The organism is Priestia sp. VA7 (assembly GCF_055710015.1).
On the sequence record NZ_JBVQPN010000001.1, the window covers coordinates 504,975 to 523,376 of the forward strand.

Sequence of the window (18,402 nt, forward strand, 5' to 3'; positions counted from 1 at the left end):
AGTTAGCAGCGAATTGCCGTTAACTGTCTTTTTTACACTATACACAGGAACGGGGTCTAAACATGTTTTTACACGGAACAAGTCGCATAAATAAGCAGGGTCATCTTGAAATTGGTGGAGTTGATACGGTTGAATTAGCATCAAATTTTGGAACACCCCTTTACGTATATGACGTGGCTTTAATTCGGCAGCGTGCTAGAGGATTTAAAGAAACATTTGAAAAGCATGGGGTAAAAGCACAGGTCGCTTATGCAAGCAAAGCTTTTTCTACAATTGCCATGGTCCAAGTCGTTCATGAAGAAGGTCTTTCGTTAGACGTTGTTTCGGGAGGAGAACTGTATACGGCTTTAGCAGGTGACTTTCCGAAAGAACGTATTCATTTTCATGGAAACAATAAAAGCCGAGCAGAACTAGAAATGGCCGTCAAAGAAGATGTAGGTTGCATTGTAGTTGATAATTTCTATGAAATTGCATTGCTTCAGGAAATAACGGAACAGTATCAAAAAAAGATGCCTGTTCTTCTCAGGTTAACACCCGGAATTGAAGCTCATACACATGATTATATCTTGACAGGGCAGGAAGACTCGAAGTTTGGGTTTGATCTTCAAAACGGTCAAGCAGACGAAGCTGTGCGTCTTGTACAAAATAGCAAGGAGCTAGAACTTTTAGGTATTCACTGTCATATAGGATCTCAAATTTTTGAAACAACCGGATTTATTATGGCGACTCAAAAGCTTTTTGCAAAAATGAAAGAGTGGAAACAACGTATAAAATTTGTTCCGCAAGTACTAAATTTAGGCGGCGGCTTTGGCATTCGTTATACGGAAGAAGATCAGCCTATTCCTGTTTCGCAGTATGTGGAAGTTATTATAGAAGAGGTCAAAAAGCAGTCCAAACAGTTAGAGGTAGAAATTCCTGAAATTTGGATTGAGCCCGGCCGATCTCTTGTAGGAGATGCTGGAACGACCCTGTATTCAATTGGTTCTCGTAAGCATGTACCTAATGTACGTGAATATGTAGCGATTGATGGAGGAATGAACGACAATATCCGTCCTGCGCTGTATCAAGCGAAATATGAAGCGGTCATTGCCAATCGAATGAATGATGAAAGTGATGAGCTCGTGTCCATCGCGGGTAAGTGCTGCGAATCGGGGGATATGCTGATGTGGGATGTACAACTCCCAAAAGCAAACCCAGATGATTTATTAGCGATGTTTTGTACGGGCGCATACGGTTATTCTATGGCAAGTCACTATAATCGTTTGCCAAAGCCAGCTGTCGTGTTCGTAGAAGATGGAGAAGCACAGTTAGTCGTAAAACGGGAAACGTATGAAGACCTTGTAAAAAATGATGTGAAATACAAAGTGACGGTAAAAAAGTAACGAGTGATTAACGTAAAAAAGAGCCTCTTGTTCAAGAGGCTCTTTTTTTTATGAGAATAACGATTTAATAGCATTAATAATATCAACAAAGAATTGCTTTAATTTATCAAGAAATGATTGGCCTTCTTCTGACTGAAGAAATGTTGTTACTTTTTCCTTTGTCGCGGAAAGTTGGTCTTTTACTTGATTCCAATCGATGTTCATATCTTTTAAACGATTGAAAAAATCAACAAGTGTATTAAGCTCTGAATCTGTTAATTTAATACCTAAATCATCAGCCACTCGCTGAATTAACGTGCGTAAATCGTCCTTTGTTTGAGGATTTTCTTTGGCAATTTCTTCTTTAATCGTTGCCATAAACTGCGCTGCTTTTTCTTTACCGATTTTTTCACCAAGCTCAGAGGTCTGGACCATCTCTTCATTGGCTGCTTTTTTTACTTCTTCTGGGATTTTTTGATCTGTTTGAACTTCATATGCTTTCATAATACCTGTTAAAGCAGCTGTACCAGATACTTCAAATGGAGCGGTAATCTGGATTTTTGCATCTTTAACACCGGCGGTCATCAAAGCATTAATATACATGTCGTCTGTAATACCATTAATATTTTGAGTTGATACGCTTAAACCTGAATCTTTTGAACCAAGGGTAATACTAGAAGATGAAATAGCACGAGATCCAATAGTAGCCTTTGGAATAAAGTCACCTAAATATTCATGCTCTTCTTGGTTTGTCACGGTTACTGTTTGAGCATTGCTTGGTGCATCAAGGTCATTTAATACTTGTTGCTTCTGAGAGCTGGTTAAGTCCTGACCTAATGTAATAATAACATCGCCCGGAGCAGCATCTGCAAAACTTTTTAAGGGTGCGGTTAGGAATAGAAGAAGACCTAATGTCACCATCATTGCTTTTATCGTTAATTTCAAACCTTTTTCCTCCTTTAATCCCATACTTGCCCTATTATAATACGGGCAGGTCTGAAGTAACAGAGTCAATTCATCATTTTCCCATAAATCAGTCTAGAGGCGTAGATTTCTATATGAAATGAAATCTATGTATCTTTATCACTGTATTAGACGGATGATACTATAAAAAGTTTCATCTCACAACTACTATTTTTTATTTAGAGCCCTACGAGAAGAAAGTGAAGAAGTGCATTCATTGAATTCATGAGCTTGTTTGTAGTAGAATAGAGTGAGTTTATAAATGTAAGTGTTCTACTCTAGGTGGCACTTACAACTTTTACGTTTTGCCGCTTTGATAGGGGAAACAGAGCCTATAGCGGTACTAATACATATATTGGAGGTCATTTATATGAAAAAAGCAAGTATTCTAATGGAAAATGGCGAAAAAATTCTAATCGATTTATTTCCTAACGAAGCACCAGGAACAGTAGAAAACTTTGAAAAGTTAGCTAATGAAGGATTCTACAACGGCGTAACGTTCCACCGCGTTATCCCTGGATTTGTTTCTCAAGGAGGAGACCCAACTGGTACAGGTGCTGGCGGCCCTGGCTACTCAATTAAATGTGAAACAGAAGGAAACCCTCACAAACATGAAGCGGGTTCTCTATCAATGGCACATGCTGGTAAAGACACAGGCGGCAGTCAGTTCTTTCTTGTTCATGAGCCACAGCCTCATTTGAACGGTGTTCACACTGTATTTGGAAAAGTAACAGAAGGACTAGATACAGTGTTAAAAATGAAAAATGGCGACGTAATGAAAGAAGTAAAAGTCTGGGAAGAATAAGAGTATACTGCTATAAATGGATATTAGCTGATAAAACGTCATAACAACCTTTTACAGGGGGTTACGGCGTTTTTTCTTCGCGCAACAGCTCAAAAAGCGTAATAGATTAGGTTTCTCATACACGCATGACATAGGACAAGCTTTTGTGTAATATTGCTATTTACTTATAAATTTTGTATGATAAAAGCAGTAAAAAACGCAGCGCATTAATTTGTAGGAAAGTTTGAGGACGAGGGAGAATCGTATGCTTATTCGCTATAAACGAAACTATGAAAAAATTGCCATGGGTCTTCTATCGTTTGTACCTACGGAAAAAGATTTAAAAAAACTTCAACAAACGATGAAAGAATATGAGCAAAACGAACATTGGCAGCTGTATCTTTGGAAGCAAGAAGAAGATATTATTGGGATTGTTGGCATTTCCATGCTCGATAAAAGTTTGATTGAGGTTCAACACGTCAGTGTAAACCCTTCACACCGCCAACAGGGTATTGGCAAAAAAATGATTAAAGCTCTTAAAGAAATGTACACGACTGCACAAATTAAGCCGAGTGAAATCATCGCTCCGTTTTATGAAAAGTGTCAGGCGGATGAATAAAAAAAAGCATGATTAGGTGAGGTGTGAAAGCTTCTTTCACATCTTAGTCATCATAAAACAACAGGTAGCTAGAAGCTACCTGTTGTTTTGTTTTGCCAATAAGTTCGCTTGTCTTTCCGCAATCACATCTGACCGATCTCGCGTGCTGTGACGATGAACAATCGCATCATTTTGCAGATTAGAAGCTGATAACCAGACAAGCTGTTTATCAGTGCTTCTTTGTTTGCAAGCTCGTAATAATGCTGGATCTTCAATGGGCAAGTTAATACTTTTATATGGCTGATAGGTATCGATTAAAGCTAATTGTTTGCGAAGAAGTTTAAGCAGTGAAGGATAATTAAGTCCAAGCTGCGTAATATTTTCTTCTTCCTTCGTTAAAATTGCCAGCGCCTTTTGCATCGTTCTTTTGGCTCCAGCGAAATTTTGGCGTCGATGATGATAGAGTGAAACAGCAATTTGAATAAGGCCAACCCAAATAATATTGCGGTGTCCTCTTTCGTCTTTTTTCCAGTGTTCTTCTAGCAGTTCATGACATTCAAAGTAATCCCGGTCGCCATGAAAATGAACTAAATAATCAATATAGGCTTGTGAATACAATCTTGTTCCCTCCTGGTAAGGCTCTATATGTAGTGTATCACAAAAATTAGCTATTCATCAGCGCGGTGCCTTTAAAGAGACAAACGTGCTCAAGGTATGGCGAACACGTTTGTTTTTATTCAATATGTGTGGTTAGAAGCGTAAGCAAGAACAACCAACAATAATTAATAAAATAAACAGTACAACAATTAAAGCGAAACCGCTACCGTATCCACAAGATTTTTCACCCATGCGAGTTCCTCCTTCAGCCATTTCAAAATCTTATTACCTTGACATCATATGTATGTTTGAATTTTTTGTATGGGCAAATGACCTATTTTTACGTTAATTTGTATTGGACATGTGTCTATAATCCTCTATACTAATGATAGTAACGTTATATAAAGCAGCAGAAATGATAAGCAATTGAAAAGTGTTGGTGAGATAAAAGTGGAGTATAGTGTAAAAGTAGATGCGTTTGAAGGACCTTTAGATCTTCTTCTGCATTTGATTAACCGATTTGAAATTGATATTTACGATATCCCAGTAGCGACAATTACTGAGCAATATATGATGTTTATACATACAATGAATGAGCTTCAGCTAGACGTTGCCAGTGAATATCTAGTCATGGCAGCAACTTTGCTTCAAATTAAAAGTAAAATGCTTCTGCCTACGTATGAAGAAGATATGGATGAAATTGAAATGGTCGATGAAGAAGATCCGCGTGAAGAATTGATGCAGCGCTTAATTGAATATCGAAAGTTTAAAGAAGCGGCTGTAGAGCTTCAAAAGCTGGAAGAAGACCAAAGTCATGTGTATACAAAACCTCCAAGTAATGTGCAAATAAATGCAGAAGAACGTACGCAGCCTCAGGATGAAGGATTGGATATATCACTGTATGATATGCTAAGTGCTTTTCAAAAGTTGATGAAACGAAAGCAAAATAAAAAGCCTATGCAGACGAAAATAGCAAGGCAAGACATTCCAATTGACAAGCGCATGAGTGAAATTGTGAATGAATTAAAAGCCTTTAAAGGGAAAAAAAGTTTTTATCAACTGTTTCCTTATCAAGAGCGTGATCATATTGTTGTAACGTTTTTAGCTGTGCTGGAATTAATGAAAGAAAATGAAATCGTTGTGGAACAGCAGCACAATCTAGACGAGCTTTATGTATCGTATCGAGAAAGGAATGAAGAGGAATGACAACGAATAATCTACAGGCTATTATTGAGAGCTTACTTTTTGTTTCTGGTGATGAAGGTCTATCTATTAGCCGGTTAGCTGAGATTATAGAAAAGCCTCATGAAGACATTCAAGGTGCTTTGGAGAGCTTAAAACAAGAGTGTAAGTTCAGAGGAGTTACACTTGTTGAAATAGGAGGGGCCTATCAGCTTGTCACAAAAAAAGACTATGCACCATATATTGAGAAGCTCGTAGAAGCTCCCGCTAATCAATCATTATCACAAGCAGCGCTTGAAACGTTAGCTATTGTAGCGTATAAGCAGCCAATTACAAGAGCTGAAATCGAAGAGATTCGCGGAGTGAAAACGGAAAGACCTCTTCAAACTTTAATTGGAAAAGTTTTATTAAAGGAAGTGGGACGAGCGGAAGGCGCGGGACGGGCCATCTTATACGGAACGACAAAAGAATTTTTAGGCTATTTTGGCCTTAAAAGTATCGAAGAGCTGCCGCCGCTTCCAGAAGATTTATTACAAGAAGGAACCGATCAAGAAGCAGATTTGTTTTTTCAATCGTTTCAAGAAATGAAGTGAAAATGTAAAAGAACATAGAGTTTTTTCTATGTTCTTTTTTGTATGGACAAATCTTTTCATTCATAACCAAAAAAGACGAGCATAAACTTGTACAAACAGGTAGAGGGACGGGGATGACATGAAAAGAAGCAAAAAAAGTATCATCTATCTATTTATTGTATTGCTATGTCTCAGCGGTTGGCCTTCCATATCATCTGCAGCGGGGAGCGTAAGTGCTCATAGTGCTATTTTGATGGAACAGAAATCAGGGAGAGTGTTATATGCTAAAAATGCAGATCAAGTTAGCCGAATTGCTAGCATTACAAAAATTATGACAGCAATACTGGCGATTGAATCTGGCAAAATAAATAAAACAGTTACCGTGAGCCACAGCGCAGTTGGTGTTGAAGGTTCTTCTGTGTATTTAGTTGAAGGTGAAAAAATAAAATTAAAAGATTTAGTATATGGCTTGATGCTTCGTTCAGGTAATGATGCTGCTGTAGCTATCGCAGAAGCCGTTGGAGGAAGCGAAGATGGATTTGTTTATTTGATGAATAAAAAAGCAGAAGAAATTGGCATGACAAATACAACATTTCAAAATCCGCATGGATTAGACGATCATGAAAATCATCGCTCAACCGCGCACGATATGGCTCTGCTCATGCGCTATGCAATGAATAATAAAATTTTCAAAGAGATTTCAGGAACAAAAGTCTATCGAATGAAGCATCCTGAAGAGAAATGGGATCGAGTGTGGAAAAACAAAAATAAACTGCTGACAACACTATATGCATACTGTACTGGCGGAAAAACAGGGTATACAAAATTAGCAAAACGAACGCTTGTGACAACTGCTACAAAAGATGGAATGGATTTAATTGCCGTAACGATTAATGCTCCAGATGATTGGAACGATCACATTTCCATGTATGAAAATGCATTTGATAAATATGATATGACCAGTTTAGCTTCAAAAGGAGAATTGGCCGATATAAAAAATTCTTTCTATAAAGATCAGCTGTATATTAAACGAAATGTCGTCTATCCGCTCACAAAGAAAGAACAAAGCTCTGTAGAAGTAAAAACAACGTTAATTCAGCCTAAAAAGCAGTGGAAAGAAACAGGGGAAGTTCCAAATGTGGTAGGAAAGCTCGATATTTATAGAAGTGGAGAGACGATTGACAGTGTTCCAATTTATTTCGAAAAGCAGTCCGAGCAGCAAAAAGGTTTTTTTGATAAAGTGAAGCGATTAATGTTTATTCAGTCTGGAGCCAAAACAGATGGTTAATATTATTTGGATGCTGCTGACCATTATCGGAATTGTTTTTGCGATTATAAATGGAAAAATTGGTGATGTAAACAAAGCAATTTTTCAAGGAGCAGGCGAAGCAGTGACCATCAGCATTGGGTTAATCAGCGTGCTGGTCTTTTGGTTAGGGATGATGAATATTGCTCAAAGTGCAGGACTTCTCGACAAGTTAGCGAAACTGTTTCGACCCATCATTACAAGACTTTTTCCTGATGTTCCAAAAGATCATCCGGCCTTAGGGTATATATTGTCCAATATGATGGCGAATATGTTTGGGCTCGGGAATGCGGCAACTCCTCTTGGCATTAAAGCGATGGAGCAGCTTAAAAAGCTAAACGGGGATAGAGACGAAGCAAGCCGTTCTATGATCACGCTTTTAGCACTTAACACAACCAGTTTAACACTTATACCAACCACAGTTATTGCCATTCGGATTACGTATAACTCGGCTAATCCTACTGAAATTGTCGGTACCACGCTTTTAGCAACTGTTGTAGCTACGATAGGAGCTATCATCATTGATCGCTTCTTTTATTATCGACGTACACGAAAAGGAGGAAAACGAAAATGACTATGCTTAATCAAGTATCATTGATGTTTATTCCTCTTATCGTAGGATGCATTTTACTTTATGGAACCTATAAAAAAATTCCTACGTATGAAAAGTTTGTAGAGGGAGGGAAAGACGGATTACAAATTGCTTTTTCCATCATTCCTTACTTAGTCGGCATGTTAGTGAGCATCTCTATTTTTCGAGCTTCAGGAGCGCTTGATTTTTTCTTATCTGTTTTAAAACCTATGCTGCAAGCAGTCGGCGTTCCGGCTGAAATTGTACCTTTAGCTCTTATCAAACCGATATCTGGAACGGCTGCTCTTGGTATCACGACGGATCTAATTTCTACATACGGACCTGATTCTTTTATCGGTCGTTTGGCATCGACCATGCAAGGAAGTACAGATACCACATTTTATATTTTAACGGTTTATTTCGGAGCGGTTGGCATTAAAAAAATGGGAGATGCGCTGAAGGTTGGTTTACTGGCAGATTTGGTAGGAATTATTGCCTCAGTTGTCATTGTAATCCTTGTGTTTGGCCGGTAAGAAATCGAAAATTCTACCTCTGGGTGGCAAATACACTTGTGTATTACTTCGTAAACAAGTAAGATGTTACAAGAGGTGAAGTGTTAATGGAACGATTACAAAAAGTGATTGCTCACGCAGGTGTAGCATCAAGACGTAAAGCTGAAGAATTAATCGGCCAAGGCCGAGTGAAAGTAAATGGAAAAGTTGTAAGAGAATTGGGCACGAAAGTAGGTCCTAACGATAAAATTGAAGTAGACGAAGTGCCTGTAGAAAGCGAAGCGCCCGTTTATTTTATGTTATACAAACCAAGAGGCGTAATTTCAGCTGCTAACGACGACAAGGGAAGAAAAACAGTCGTTGACTTCTTTCCACATGTAGAAGAAAGAATTTATCCAATTGGACGTCTAGACTATGATACGTCGGGTTTACTTCTTTTAACAAACGACGGTGAATTTGCTAATCAGCTAATGCACCCTAAATTTGAAGTGGACAAAGTGTATGTGGCTAAAATTAAAGGAATTCCAAGTCGTGAAAAAATCAGACAGCTGCAGCGCGGTGTGATGCTAGAGGACGGAAAAACAGCACCAGCTCGTGCAAAAGTTCTTTCTATTGATAAAAGCAAGCAGACGGCGATTGTGGAATTGACGATTCATGAAGGGAAAAATCGTCAAGTACGTCGCATGTTCGATGCAATTGGGCATTCTGTCTTAAAATTAAAACGTGAACGCTACGGACCTTTAGATTTACGCGGATTAAATGCAGGAGAAGCTCGTGAGCTTACAGCGCATGAAGTCAAACAATTATATTCAATGTCTCAAACAGGTAAGTAATTTTCACTTACCTGTTTTTTTTATGAAAAATGTCGTGAATTAGAAAAACAAGCAAGGTTTTTTGAAAAAATGTCGAACTTGTAGAATGAGAGGAAGACTTCACAGAAACGTCGAAATATTATTGGAAAGCCACTACCAAAAAAATGATATAATGGTAGAAAAAAGCGTATTGAAAGCGGTTAAAAGGAGTTCATGCCATGAAAAAAAAGCGCTTGATTATTCGAACAGTTATATTGGCAGTTTTGCTGTGCGCGGTTGGATATACCCTTTATGCTCAATTTTTTGCTGATAAACAAAAGGTATCAGTAGGAGATAAGGCACCTGACTTTATATTAAGAGATGTTAATGGAGAAACTCATCAGCTATCAGATTACAAAGGCAAAGGAGTTTTTTTGAATTTTTGGGGAACATGGTGCAAGCCCTGTAAACAAGAGATGCCGGCTATGGAAAAGCAGTATGCATCATATAAAAAGCAAGGTGTCGAAATTCTAGCTGTTAACGTTGCAGAAACGAATATAGCAGTAGAGCAATTTGCTAAACAGTATGAGCTATCTTTTCCGATTTTGATGGATAAAGATTCACAAGTGTTGGGTGCATACGGAATAGATCCTCTGCCGACTACATTTTTAATTGATAAAAACGGAAAGATTGTAGACAGTTTTATTGGGGGATTGGAAGAATCTAAAATAAAAGAATATATGGAAGAAATTAAACCATAGGGAGTGTTGACAATGAAACACGTAAAATGTGAATGTGGACACGTTAACCCGCATGGTACGATTTTGTGTGAAGCCTGTGGTAAGCCGATTGCAGAAGAAACAACTGATAAATTAGTAGATATGCGTTATGAAGGAAGCGCAAGGCGATCGCAAACGTACAATAAAACAGTTATCGATAAAATATGGAACTTTTTCTCTTCTGTAAAAGTAGGTATTTGGATCATTATCGTGACGCTTGTTGCGTCTGCAGTCGGAACCATTTATCCTCAAGAAGCTTACATACCTCCTAATGTGACAGCAGATGAGTATTACCAAAAGGAATATGGATGGACAGGAGAGCTTTATTATAAGTTAGGTTTTCATCATCTCTACGAATCGTGGTGGTACTTGCTTTTAATTGCTGCTTTAGGAATGTCGTTAGTCATTTGCAGTTTAGATCGAGTATTGCCTTTGTACCGAGCTCTAAAAAGGCAGAGTGTAACAAAACATCCAAACTTCTTAAAAAGACAGCGTTTATATACCACTTCATCATCGTGGACGGATCAAGATTATGAACATGTAAAAAGTATGCTTAAAAAAAGAAGATACTCTATTCGTGAAGAAAACGGCAATCTGCTGGTTGAAAAAGGACGCTTCTCAAGATGGGGTCCATACGTTAATCATATCGGTCTCATTATCTTTTTACTAGGTGCTATGCTTAGGTTTGTACCAGGTATGTATATAGATGAAGTTCTTTGGATCCGTGAAGGTGAAACAAAGGTTATTCCTGGGACGAACGGAGAGTATTTTTTGAAAAACCATCGTTTTACTGTTGAAATGTATGATAAAGATAGCGAAAACGCTGTGTTTCAAGAAGCAATTGATCGTGCAGGGAATAATAAAGTAGCCAAAAAATATGAAGCGGATGTTAGTCTGTATAAGCGCGAAGGAAAGCTTATACCGGGAGCAGATCCAAAGTTAAAGAAAATAAAAGATTCAGAGATTCGTGTGAATCAGCCGCTTAAGTTTGAAGGATATGCCATGTATCAAGTGGATTTCAAGTTAAATGAATTTAGCTCTATGTCTTTCCATTTAACAGATAAAAATGCAAATAGAAACGTTGGTTCACTTACAGTAGATTTACATAATCCAAAAGAAATATATGATCTAAAAAACGGATATAAAGTCAAGCTCATGAGTTACTTTCCAGACTTTTTCTTTGATGATGAAGGAAATCCAAATACAAAGACCAGAGTGCCTAACAATCCGGCTTTTGTATTTAAAATGATTACCCCTCAGCATAAAAAAGGTGAAGTTGCTTTTGTTGGAATTAGAGAGAACTTGGAGCCCCTAGGAAATAACGATTATAAAATGACCTTTGCTGGTGTGGAAACGAAAAATGTAACGGGATTAACTGTTCGCAGAGACTATACGCTTTGGTTTTTAGGAGTTGGCGGAGCCATCTTTATGATTGGTGTAATTCAAGGGATGTATTGGAATCATCGCCGCATGTGGATTCAAAAAGTCAATAATGAGATATGGTTGGCCGCACATACAAATAAAAACTGGTATGGGCTTAAAAAAGAACTAAATGGTTTATTAGAATCAACATCCCTTACACAGCTGAAGGACCAAAATGATAAAGAAACAAAATAGGAGGAAAAAGCATGGATTACGCGAGTATAAGTAGTAATTTACTGTATGTGGCGTTTATTGCTTATTTAGTTGCAACCTTTTTTTTCGGAGGAGCTATTCGAGATAAGAGAGCAGCTCAAAAGAAAACAAAGTGGGCAACGTTTGGAATTGCGGTTACCATCATCGGCTTTATTGCACAGATTGGCTACTTCATTACAAGATGGATTGCATCAGGCCACGCTCCTGTTAGTAATTTATTTGAATTTACGACGTTTTTTGGCATGATGCTTGTTGGCGCATTTATTGTTATTTACTTTATTTATCGTCTTAGCATGCTTGGACTTTTTGCATTGCCGGTGGCTCTTTTGATCATTGCTTATGCAAGCATGTTTCCAACTGAAATTACGCCGCTGATACCGGCTCTTCAAACGAATTGGCTGCATATTCACGTTACAACCGCAGCTACGGGTGAAGCCGTGCTTTCTATTAGCTTTGTTGCAGGATTGATTTATTTAATCAAAACGATTGACCAATCCAAGCGAAATAAAAAAGCATTTTGGTTGGAATTCATCCTGTATACGCTTATTAGTACGCTTGGGTTTGTAGCGGTGACGCTGGCTTTTAATGCGGCACACTACGAGTCATCATTTAATTGGATTAATAAAAGTGGAGAACAAGAGCAAGCCGTGTATCATATGGTTCCGCTAGTGGGGCCGCATCAAAGTGAATGGACAGATGGGAACGATATACAGCCGCTTATTGATATGCCCGCTATTATCAATGCTAAAAAATTAAATACGGTCATTTGGTCGTTAGCTGGTGGATTCGTCTTATATTGGCTGATTCGTCTTATTTTACGGAAGCGAATTGGAGCTGCGCTGCAGCCGCTTGTGAAACAGGTAAACAGCGACTTGCTTGATGAAGTAAGCTACAGAGCAGTGGCGATTGGATTTCCTATTTTCACACTAGGAGCACTTATTTTCGCTATGATTTGGGCTCAGATGGCCTGGACGCGTTTTTGGGGGTGGGACCCTAAAGAGGTGTGGGCGCTGATCACCTTTTTATTTTACGCCGCTTTTCTTCATCTTCGGCTGTCGAAAGGGTGGCACGGTGAAAAATCAGCTTGGCTGGCAGTTGGCGGATTTGCCATCATTATGTTCAACTTAGTGGCTGTGAACCTAATTATTGCAGGTTTACATTCATATGCGTAACCTTTAATAATAGCATAGAGCCTGAAACGAAGATATTTTAGTTGAAGAAAGATCCGAACGAATGAGCTTCTTGATGGAGAATCTCATTCGTTCGGATTTTTTCATTGAGATAGTGAACGCAAAGTTCGTGTATGTAGGTGCTTATAGCCGTGGAACAAGCGATCCCTACTAGCTTCTTTATTTTATTTATTCAGCTGTAGATTGCATGGATTTCGTTGCGTCTCAACCTCTTTTTGGTAAAAACAGCTGTTTTTCGTAAAGGTGTTCACGAATTGTCACATTGTTTGGGTATCATAAGTAGAACTCGCTGGTTTTTTTTTGTACACTAAGACTAGGAGGTTGAAAATACATGCAAAACGAACAAAGATTACTGCTAGTAGACGATGAAGATCGCATTAGACGATTGTTAAAAATGTACTTAGAAAAAGAAGGATACATCATTGAAGAAGCAGCAGATGGGCATGAAGCAATCGAAAAAGCGTTACACATAGACTATGATTTGATTGTATTGGATTTAATGATGCCCGGCATAGATGGTATTGAGGTTTGTAAACAAATTCGGGAGAAAAAAGCAACTCCTATTATCATGCTTACAGCCAAAGGGGAAGAAGTAAACAGAGTCCAAGGGTTTGAAGTAGGTACAGATGATTATATCGTTAAGCCGTTTAGCCCAAGAGAAGTGGTTCTTCGCGTAAAAGCACTGCTTCGACGTTCCTCTCAAGCAACGTTTATTCAACCAGAAACGAGCGTGAAAAATCTTATCGTCTTTGATCACTTAACGATTGATAATGATGCACATCGCGTTACAGCAGACGGAAAAGAAGTTAACTTAACTCCAAAAGAATATGAATTATTATGCTACCTTGCAAAAACGCCAGATAAAGTATATGACAGAGAACAGCTGCTGCGTGAAGTATGGCATTATGATTTCTTTGGAGATCTTCGTACGGTAGATACGCACGTCAAGCGTTTGCGTGAAAAGTTAAATCGTGTATCGTCACAAGCGGCGAAAATGATTGTAACCGTATGGGGAGTAGGGTATAAATTTGAGGTTGAAAATAACTGATGTTTTGGAGAAGTGTAGTTGGTAAACTATGGTTTACTATCCTATTGCTCGTCACGCTTGTTTTATTTATTTTGACTATTTTATTGCTTCAGTTTTTTGAAAATTATCATGTTGTAGATGCAGAAAACCGTTTAACTAAAACGGCTGCTAAAATCTCTACCATTGTGCAGGAAACGGACGATGAAAAACTAGGACTATCCATTGCTCGTGAACTTGCAGACCAAGCAAGTGTAGTTATTGTTCAAGACAAAGATTTTTATTGGCATTCCACCCATCCTGATAAAGAAAATAAGAAAGCTATTTCGGCCATTGTTAAACAAAACGATCAGCTAAATCAAGTGGTTGAAAAAGGTAAAGTAATACGGGAAAAAATGTACATGACCACAAAGAAAGACACGAGTGATGAACCTTTAATGTTTGTTGTCGGTGTACCTTTAATGAAAGATAACAAACCGACAGGCGGCGTTTATTTGTATCAATCTCTTTCTGAAATTGAAGAACCCGCTCAGTATACGACTAAGTTCATTTTATTGGCTGCAGGTATTGCTATTATTTTAACTACTATCTTTGCTTTTTTCTTATCCACTCGAATTACAGCGCCTCTTAGAAAAATGAGGCAGGCGGCATTTGAAGTAACAAAAGGCAACTTTGATACAAAAGTACCTATTTTAACTCACGATGAAATTGGAGAGTTAGCGATTGCTTTTAATCAAATGGGCAGGCAGTTAAAGTTTAACCTCAATGCGCTTAATCAGGAAAAAGAGCAGCTTTCAAGTATTTTAAGCAGTATGGCAGACGGTGTTATTACGTTTAGTAGAGACGGATCGATTTTAATTACCAACCCCCCAGCGGAGCATTTTCTTCAGACTTGGTATTATGAGCAGGATGTCAACAATCAGCAGGTGCCGGAGCTTCCAGCAAACGTTGTCCATTTGTTTCAAACGGTAGTAGAGACTGAAACCGAGCGAAGTGCAGAATTGAAAATTCAAGGGAAAACGTGGGTCATTTTAATGTCACCGCTCTATAATCAAACGAAAATTCGCGGTGCTGTAGCCGTACTACGAGATATGTCTGAAGAGCGTAAACTTGATAAATCGAGAAAAGATTTTATTGCAAACGTGTCTCATGAATTGCGTACACCTATTTCTATGCTTCAAGGTTATAGTGAAGCTATTATTGATGATATTGCAAGTACGGATGAAGAAAAGAAAGAAATTGCACAGGTGATTTATGATGAATCACTCCGTATGGGCCGGCTTGTAAATGAACTTTTAGATTTGGCGCGAATGGAAGCGGGACATGTGCAGCTTCACTTAGAATCTGTAGCAATGGTTGAATTTACAGAACGTGTTTTGCGTAAGTTTCAAGGGTTAGCTAAAGAAAAACATATTAAATTGTCTCTTAATGGAAAAGTAGAAGATGAATTTGAGGCGATGATTGATTCAGACCGTATGGAACAAGTGCTGACAAACTTAATTGATAATGCTATTCGTCATACGGATGACTACGGAGAAGTAAAGCTGCATCTTGATAAAAGTCAATCTGAAATCCATCTTTCTGTTCAAGATACAGGAGCAGGCATTCCGAAAGAAGATCTTCCATTTGTATTTGAACGATTTTATAAAGCGGATAAAGCCAGAACAAGAGGGAAGTCAGGAACTGGTCTTGGGCTTGCAATCGCCAAAAATATCGTGGAGGCACATCAAGGGGTCATTGCGGTTGAAAGTGAATTAAATGAAGGAACAACTTTCTTTATCAAACTGCCAAAGTAAACACATGCTAAATAACAGCTTGTTCCGCTGAAATAATAAGAATAACAAAGAGATGTGATTCAGTGGAGAATCACATCTCTTTATTTTTTCTATAAACAAGTCTAAAAGAGAAGGAATTGGCATATAGTATGTTTTGTGTGCAATGATCTACATAGGAGGTTCTTTCTTCATGATTGACGTGTTAAGAAGAATATTGGTTGTATTAGTAATGGGATTGTGTATAGGTCTTTTATTTTTGGGCGGGCAAATGGTAAAAGCAGAAGAGAAGCAGTGGGAGTGGCCGGTTGAAGGAGTCTTAACTGATATATTTGGTTCACGTCACGCCAAACACTTTGGAATTGATATAGCAGCACCTGTTGGTACACAGGTGTATGCTGTTGCAAAAGGAGTGGTGAGCCGCTCTTATTATTCAAATACATATGGACAGGTTGTTTTTATCAAACAAACAAATGGATACGAAACGGTCTATGCTCATCTAGAGGAACGTTTTGTTGCAGAAGGAAATCGTGTAGCGGCAGGTCAAAACATTGGACGAGTTGGCAATACAGGGCGATCTTCAGGTGCACATTTGCATTTTGAAGTTCATCAAGGAAGGTGGAATCCGGATAAAACCAATGCAGTAAACCCACTTGCCAAATTGGACAAGCAAAAACTATCCGCATACGTAAAAAGCGATTTAGCTGCCACGGTTTTTCAGCAGTTACATCAGACTTCTGATAACTGTATTCTTATCCATCAAGGAGATACATTATCTGAGCTCGCAGTCAAATATGAAGTAGATATGGATCAGCTAAGAAAGTGGAATCATTTAGAAAATACGATGTTAAATGCAGGACAAGTGTTAAAAATAAGTCCATAAAAAAAAGAGCCGCTCAGGCTCTTTTTTTCAATGTCACAATTCAATACGCTGTATGGTCACAATTTCGCTTGTTTGTTTTAACGAAGCGATGACAGAATCATCTAAAAGTTTATCAAACGTAAGCATCATAATGGCTTCTCCGCCTTTTTGCTTACGGCCCACTTGCATGGTAGCAATGTTAATACGTAAATCTCCAAGTACTTTCCCTACATTTCCAATAACTCCAGGCTGATCACTATGACGGATATAAAGAAGATGTCCTTCCGGATAAAAATCAATATCAAACGAATCAATATTAACAATTCGAGGTCCATAGCCGGCTATATAGGTGCCCGTAATGGTAAATGTACGCTGTTCGCCTGTTACGGTAACGTCAATCATATTGGAATATCCTTGCGTATCTTCCGATGTTTTTTCACCAAATGTAATTCCTCGTTCTTTGGCAATCATAGAAGCATTGACTTCGTTAACAGGTGAGTCGATACGATGAGTTAAAAAGCCTGATAATAAGCTTCGTGTAATATAAGTGGTTTCCAAATCCGTCACTGTACCTCCGTAGGAGATAGAGATATGCTGAACAGGTTCTCGCATGCATTGAGATAAGATAGCTCCCATTTGTTTAGTAAGGCTCGTAAACGGCTGAATTTTTTCAAAAACTTCTTTAGAAAGCGTTGGTAAATTAATGGATGAGCTTACAGGATTACCTTCTAGAAAACGCAAAACGTCATGTGCCACGTCTTCAGCAACGTTAAGCTGGGCTTCTTTTGTAGAAGCTCCTAAATGGGGAGTTGTAATAACTTGATCAAAATGTAACAAAGGGTTATCAATCGGCGGCTCAACTTCAAATACGTCAATAGCTGCACCTTGAACATGGCCAATTTCTAAATAATGGACTAAGGCTTTTTCATCAATGATCCCGCCGCGTGCGCAGTTTAATAAAAACACACCCTTCTTTGTTTTGGCTAACGTGTCACGATTGAGCAATCCCTTTGTTTCTTTGGTAAGTGGAGTGTGCACGGTAATAACATCCGCTGCTGCTAGTAATTCATCCAGGGATAATAGTTCTACGCCTAGCTTTTCAGCTCGGGAAGAGGTTAAAAAAGGATCGTAAACGTGAACGCTCATATTGAAGGCTTTTGCGCGTTTGGCAAGCTCTGAGCCAATTCGTCCAAATCCGATAATGCCCAGGTGTTTGCGATTAAGCTCTGTTCCAACAAATGCTGAGCGGTTCCATTCGCGCGCTTTGACTGAAGCATTTCCTTGGGGGATATGCCGAAACAAGCTAGCCATCATAGCAAATGTATGTTCCGCCGTTGAAATGGTATTTCCGTTCGGCGCGTTAATAACGACAACCCCTCGTTTGGTTGAGGCTTCAATATCAATATTATCGACACCTACTCCAGCGCGAGCAACAATTTTTAAATTCGGCATTTTTGCCAGCAAATCCTCTGTAACCGTCGTAGCACTCCGTACTAAAAGCGCATCGTACGTATGCAAATCATTCTCAACTTCTTCAACTTTTTTTCGCGTAAGATTCACATGAGGAGCTTCAAGTAGTGGAGCAAGACCTTCATTGCTAATTGAATCAGCTACTAATACATTATACATGACGTGAACATCTCCCTTGGATTTTACTATCATCAAATATTTGATAATTTACCATGTTAAAAAAATTCTGTCAATTATATTTTTCAAACTTTACGATTAGTTATCAAATACACAATTATAAACGTAAAATTGAAACTATAAATATGTCATAATGCTGTTGGTTATGCACTTATTTCCTTATTTTACATATAAAACAGTAATGAAGTTTATAAAAGACATCAATTTAATAGGAATTAAAAAACTTCTTTATTTACTTTTAATTCGAGATAACATA

The 18,402-nt window shown here is 38.3% G+C and carries 19 protein-coding genes; 15 read left to right on the forward strand and 4 right to left on the reverse strand.

Annotation, left to right across the window (positions count from 1 at the left end; all coding sequences use genetic code 11):
- Positions 1 to 62 precede the first annotated feature (62 nt).
- Entirely contained in the window at positions 63 to 1,382 is a 1,320-nt protein-coding gene (lysA, locus tag AC0C45_RS02700; protein ID WP_047932138.1) for a diaminopimelate decarboxylase, read from the forward strand.
- 48 nt (positions 1,383 to 1,430) lie between these two features.
- On the opposite strand, the gene AC0C45_RS02705 is transcribed toward lysA, so the two are convergent.
- A complete protein-coding gene (locus AC0C45_RS02705) occupies positions 1,431 to 2,306 on the reverse strand; it encodes a DUF1002 domain-containing protein (RefSeq protein WP_013059065.1) in 876 nt (291 codons plus the stop codon).
- 388 nt (positions 2,307 to 2,694) lie between these two features.
- On the opposite strand from AC0C45_RS02705, the gene AC0C45_RS02710 reads away from it, so the two are divergent.
- Together AC0C45_RS02710 and AC0C45_RS02715 are read left to right on the forward strand one after the other, a co-directional pair.
- A complete protein-coding gene (locus AC0C45_RS02710; RefSeq protein WP_013059064.1) occupies positions 2,695 to 3,129 on the forward strand; it encodes a peptidylprolyl isomerase in 435 nt (144 codons plus the stop codon).
- A gap of 244 nt (positions 3,130 to 3,373) precedes the next feature.
- Positions 3,374 to 3,727, forward strand: coding sequence for a GNAT family N-acetyltransferase (locus AC0C45_RS02715; RefSeq protein ID WP_013059063.1), 354 nt, complete (start codon positions 3,374 to 3,376; stop codon positions 3,725 to 3,727).
- A gap of 75 nt (positions 3,728 to 3,802) precedes the next feature.
- Here the strand turns inward: AC0C45_RS02715 and AC0C45_RS02720 are convergent, their stop codons facing one another.
- Together AC0C45_RS02720 and AC0C45_RS02725 are read right to left on the reverse strand one after the other, a co-directional pair.
- On the reverse strand, positions 3,803 to 4,324 hold the full coding sequence (locus AC0C45_RS02720; RefSeq protein ID WP_016765499.1) for a DUF309 domain-containing protein: 522 nt from the start codon (positions 4,322 to 4,324) through the stop codon (positions 3,803 to 3,805).
- 132 nt (positions 4,325 to 4,456) lie between these two features.
- Positions 4,457 to 4,555: a YjcZ family sporulation protein gene (locus AC0C45_RS02725; protein ID WP_170836726.1), complete on the reverse strand. Its 99-nt coding sequence runs from the start codon at positions 4,553 to 4,555 to the stop codon at positions 4,457 to 4,459.
- A 198-nt stretch (positions 4,556 to 4,753) separates the two neighbouring features.
- Here AC0C45_RS02725 and AC0C45_RS02730 point away from each other — a divergent pair, with 198 nt between their 5' ends.
- The 12 genes from AC0C45_RS02730 to AC0C45_RS02785 all read left to right on the forward strand — a co-directional run bounded on the left by AC0C45_RS02730 (position 4,754) and on the right by AC0C45_RS02785 (position 16,520).
- The gene (locus tag AC0C45_RS02730) at positions 4,754 to 5,509 is read left to right on the forward strand and encodes a segregation/condensation protein A (protein WP_013059060.1); all 756 of its coding nucleotides are present in this window, start codon (positions 4,754 to 4,756) and stop codon (positions 5,507 to 5,509) included.
- On the forward strand, positions 5,506 to 6,078 hold the full coding sequence (gene scpB / locus AC0C45_RS02735; RefSeq protein ID WP_016765498.1) for an SMC-Scp complex subunit ScpB: 573 nt from the start codon (positions 5,506 to 5,508) through the stop codon (positions 6,076 to 6,078). Before AC0C45_RS02730 ends, scpB begins: the two co-directional genes overlap by 4 nt.
- Before the next feature lie 118 nt (positions 6,079 to 6,196).
- On the forward strand, positions 6,197 to 7,345 hold the full coding sequence (locus AC0C45_RS02740) for a D-alanyl-D-alanine carboxypeptidase family protein (protein WP_047932137.1): 1,149 nt from the start codon (positions 6,197 to 6,199) through the stop codon (positions 7,343 to 7,345).
- A complete protein-coding gene (locus AC0C45_RS02745; protein ID WP_013059057.1) occupies positions 7,338 to 7,937 on the forward strand; it encodes a nucleoside recognition domain-containing protein in 600 nt (199 codons plus the stop codon). Before AC0C45_RS02740 ends, AC0C45_RS02745 begins: the two co-directional genes overlap by 8 nt.
- Complete coding sequence (locus AC0C45_RS02750; protein WP_013084923.1) at positions 7,934 to 8,467, forward strand: spore maturation protein; 534 nt, start codon at positions 7,934 to 7,936, stop codon at positions 8,465 to 8,467. The genes AC0C45_RS02745 and AC0C45_RS02750 overlap by 4 nt, the downstream gene beginning before the upstream one ends.
- 86 nt (positions 8,468 to 8,553) lie before the next feature.
- A complete protein-coding gene (locus AC0C45_RS02755) occupies positions 8,554 to 9,279 on the forward strand; it encodes a pseudouridine synthase (RefSeq protein WP_013059055.1) in 726 nt (241 codons plus the stop codon).
- Between the two features lie 197 nt (positions 9,280 to 9,476).
- The gene (gene resA, locus AC0C45_RS02760; protein ID WP_013059054.1) at positions 9,477 to 9,998 is read left to right on the forward strand and encodes a thiol-disulfide oxidoreductase ResA; all 522 of its coding nucleotides are present in this window, start codon (positions 9,477 to 9,479) and stop codon (positions 9,996 to 9,998) included.
- A gap of 12 nt (positions 9,999 to 10,010) precedes the next feature.
- Entirely contained in the window at positions 10,011 to 11,633 is a 1,623-nt protein-coding gene (gene resB, locus AC0C45_RS02765; RefSeq protein ID WP_472927894.1) for a cytochrome c biogenesis protein ResB, read from the forward strand.
- A gap of 11 nt (positions 11,634 to 11,644) precedes the next feature.
- Positions 11,645 to 12,823, forward strand: coding sequence for a c-type cytochrome biogenesis protein CcsB (gene ccsB / locus AC0C45_RS02770; RefSeq protein WP_016765494.1), 1,179 nt, complete (start codon positions 11,645 to 11,647; stop codon positions 12,821 to 12,823).
- Between the two features lie 349 nt (positions 12,824 to 13,172).
- Positions 13,173 to 13,889: a response regulator transcription factor gene (locus AC0C45_RS02775; protein WP_013059051.1), complete on the forward strand. Its 717-nt coding sequence runs from the start codon at positions 13,173 to 13,175 to the stop codon at positions 13,887 to 13,889.
- Positions 13,889 to 15,661 carry an ATP-binding protein gene (locus AC0C45_RS02780; protein WP_472927895.1) on the forward strand — a complete coding sequence of 591 codons (1,773 nt, stop codon included), beginning with the start codon at positions 13,889 to 13,891 and terminating at the stop codon, positions 15,659 to 15,661. The genes AC0C45_RS02775 and AC0C45_RS02780 overlap by 1 nt, the downstream gene beginning before the upstream one ends.
- 169 nt (positions 15,662 to 15,830) lie before the next feature.
- The gene (locus tag AC0C45_RS02785) at positions 15,831 to 16,520 is read left to right on the forward strand and encodes a peptidoglycan DD-metalloendopeptidase family protein (protein WP_034649031.1); all 690 of its coding nucleotides are present in this window, start codon (positions 15,831 to 15,833) and stop codon (positions 16,518 to 16,520) included.
- A 33-nt stretch (positions 16,521 to 16,553) separates the two neighbouring features.
- Here AC0C45_RS02785 and serA read toward each other — a convergent pair whose 3' ends face one another.
- On the reverse strand, positions 16,554 to 18,128 hold the full coding sequence (gene serA, locus AC0C45_RS02790; RefSeq protein WP_016765490.1) for a phosphoglycerate dehydrogenase: 1,575 nt from the start codon (positions 18,126 to 18,128) through the stop codon (positions 16,554 to 16,556).
- Positions 18,129 to 18,402 lie beyond the last annotated feature (274 nt).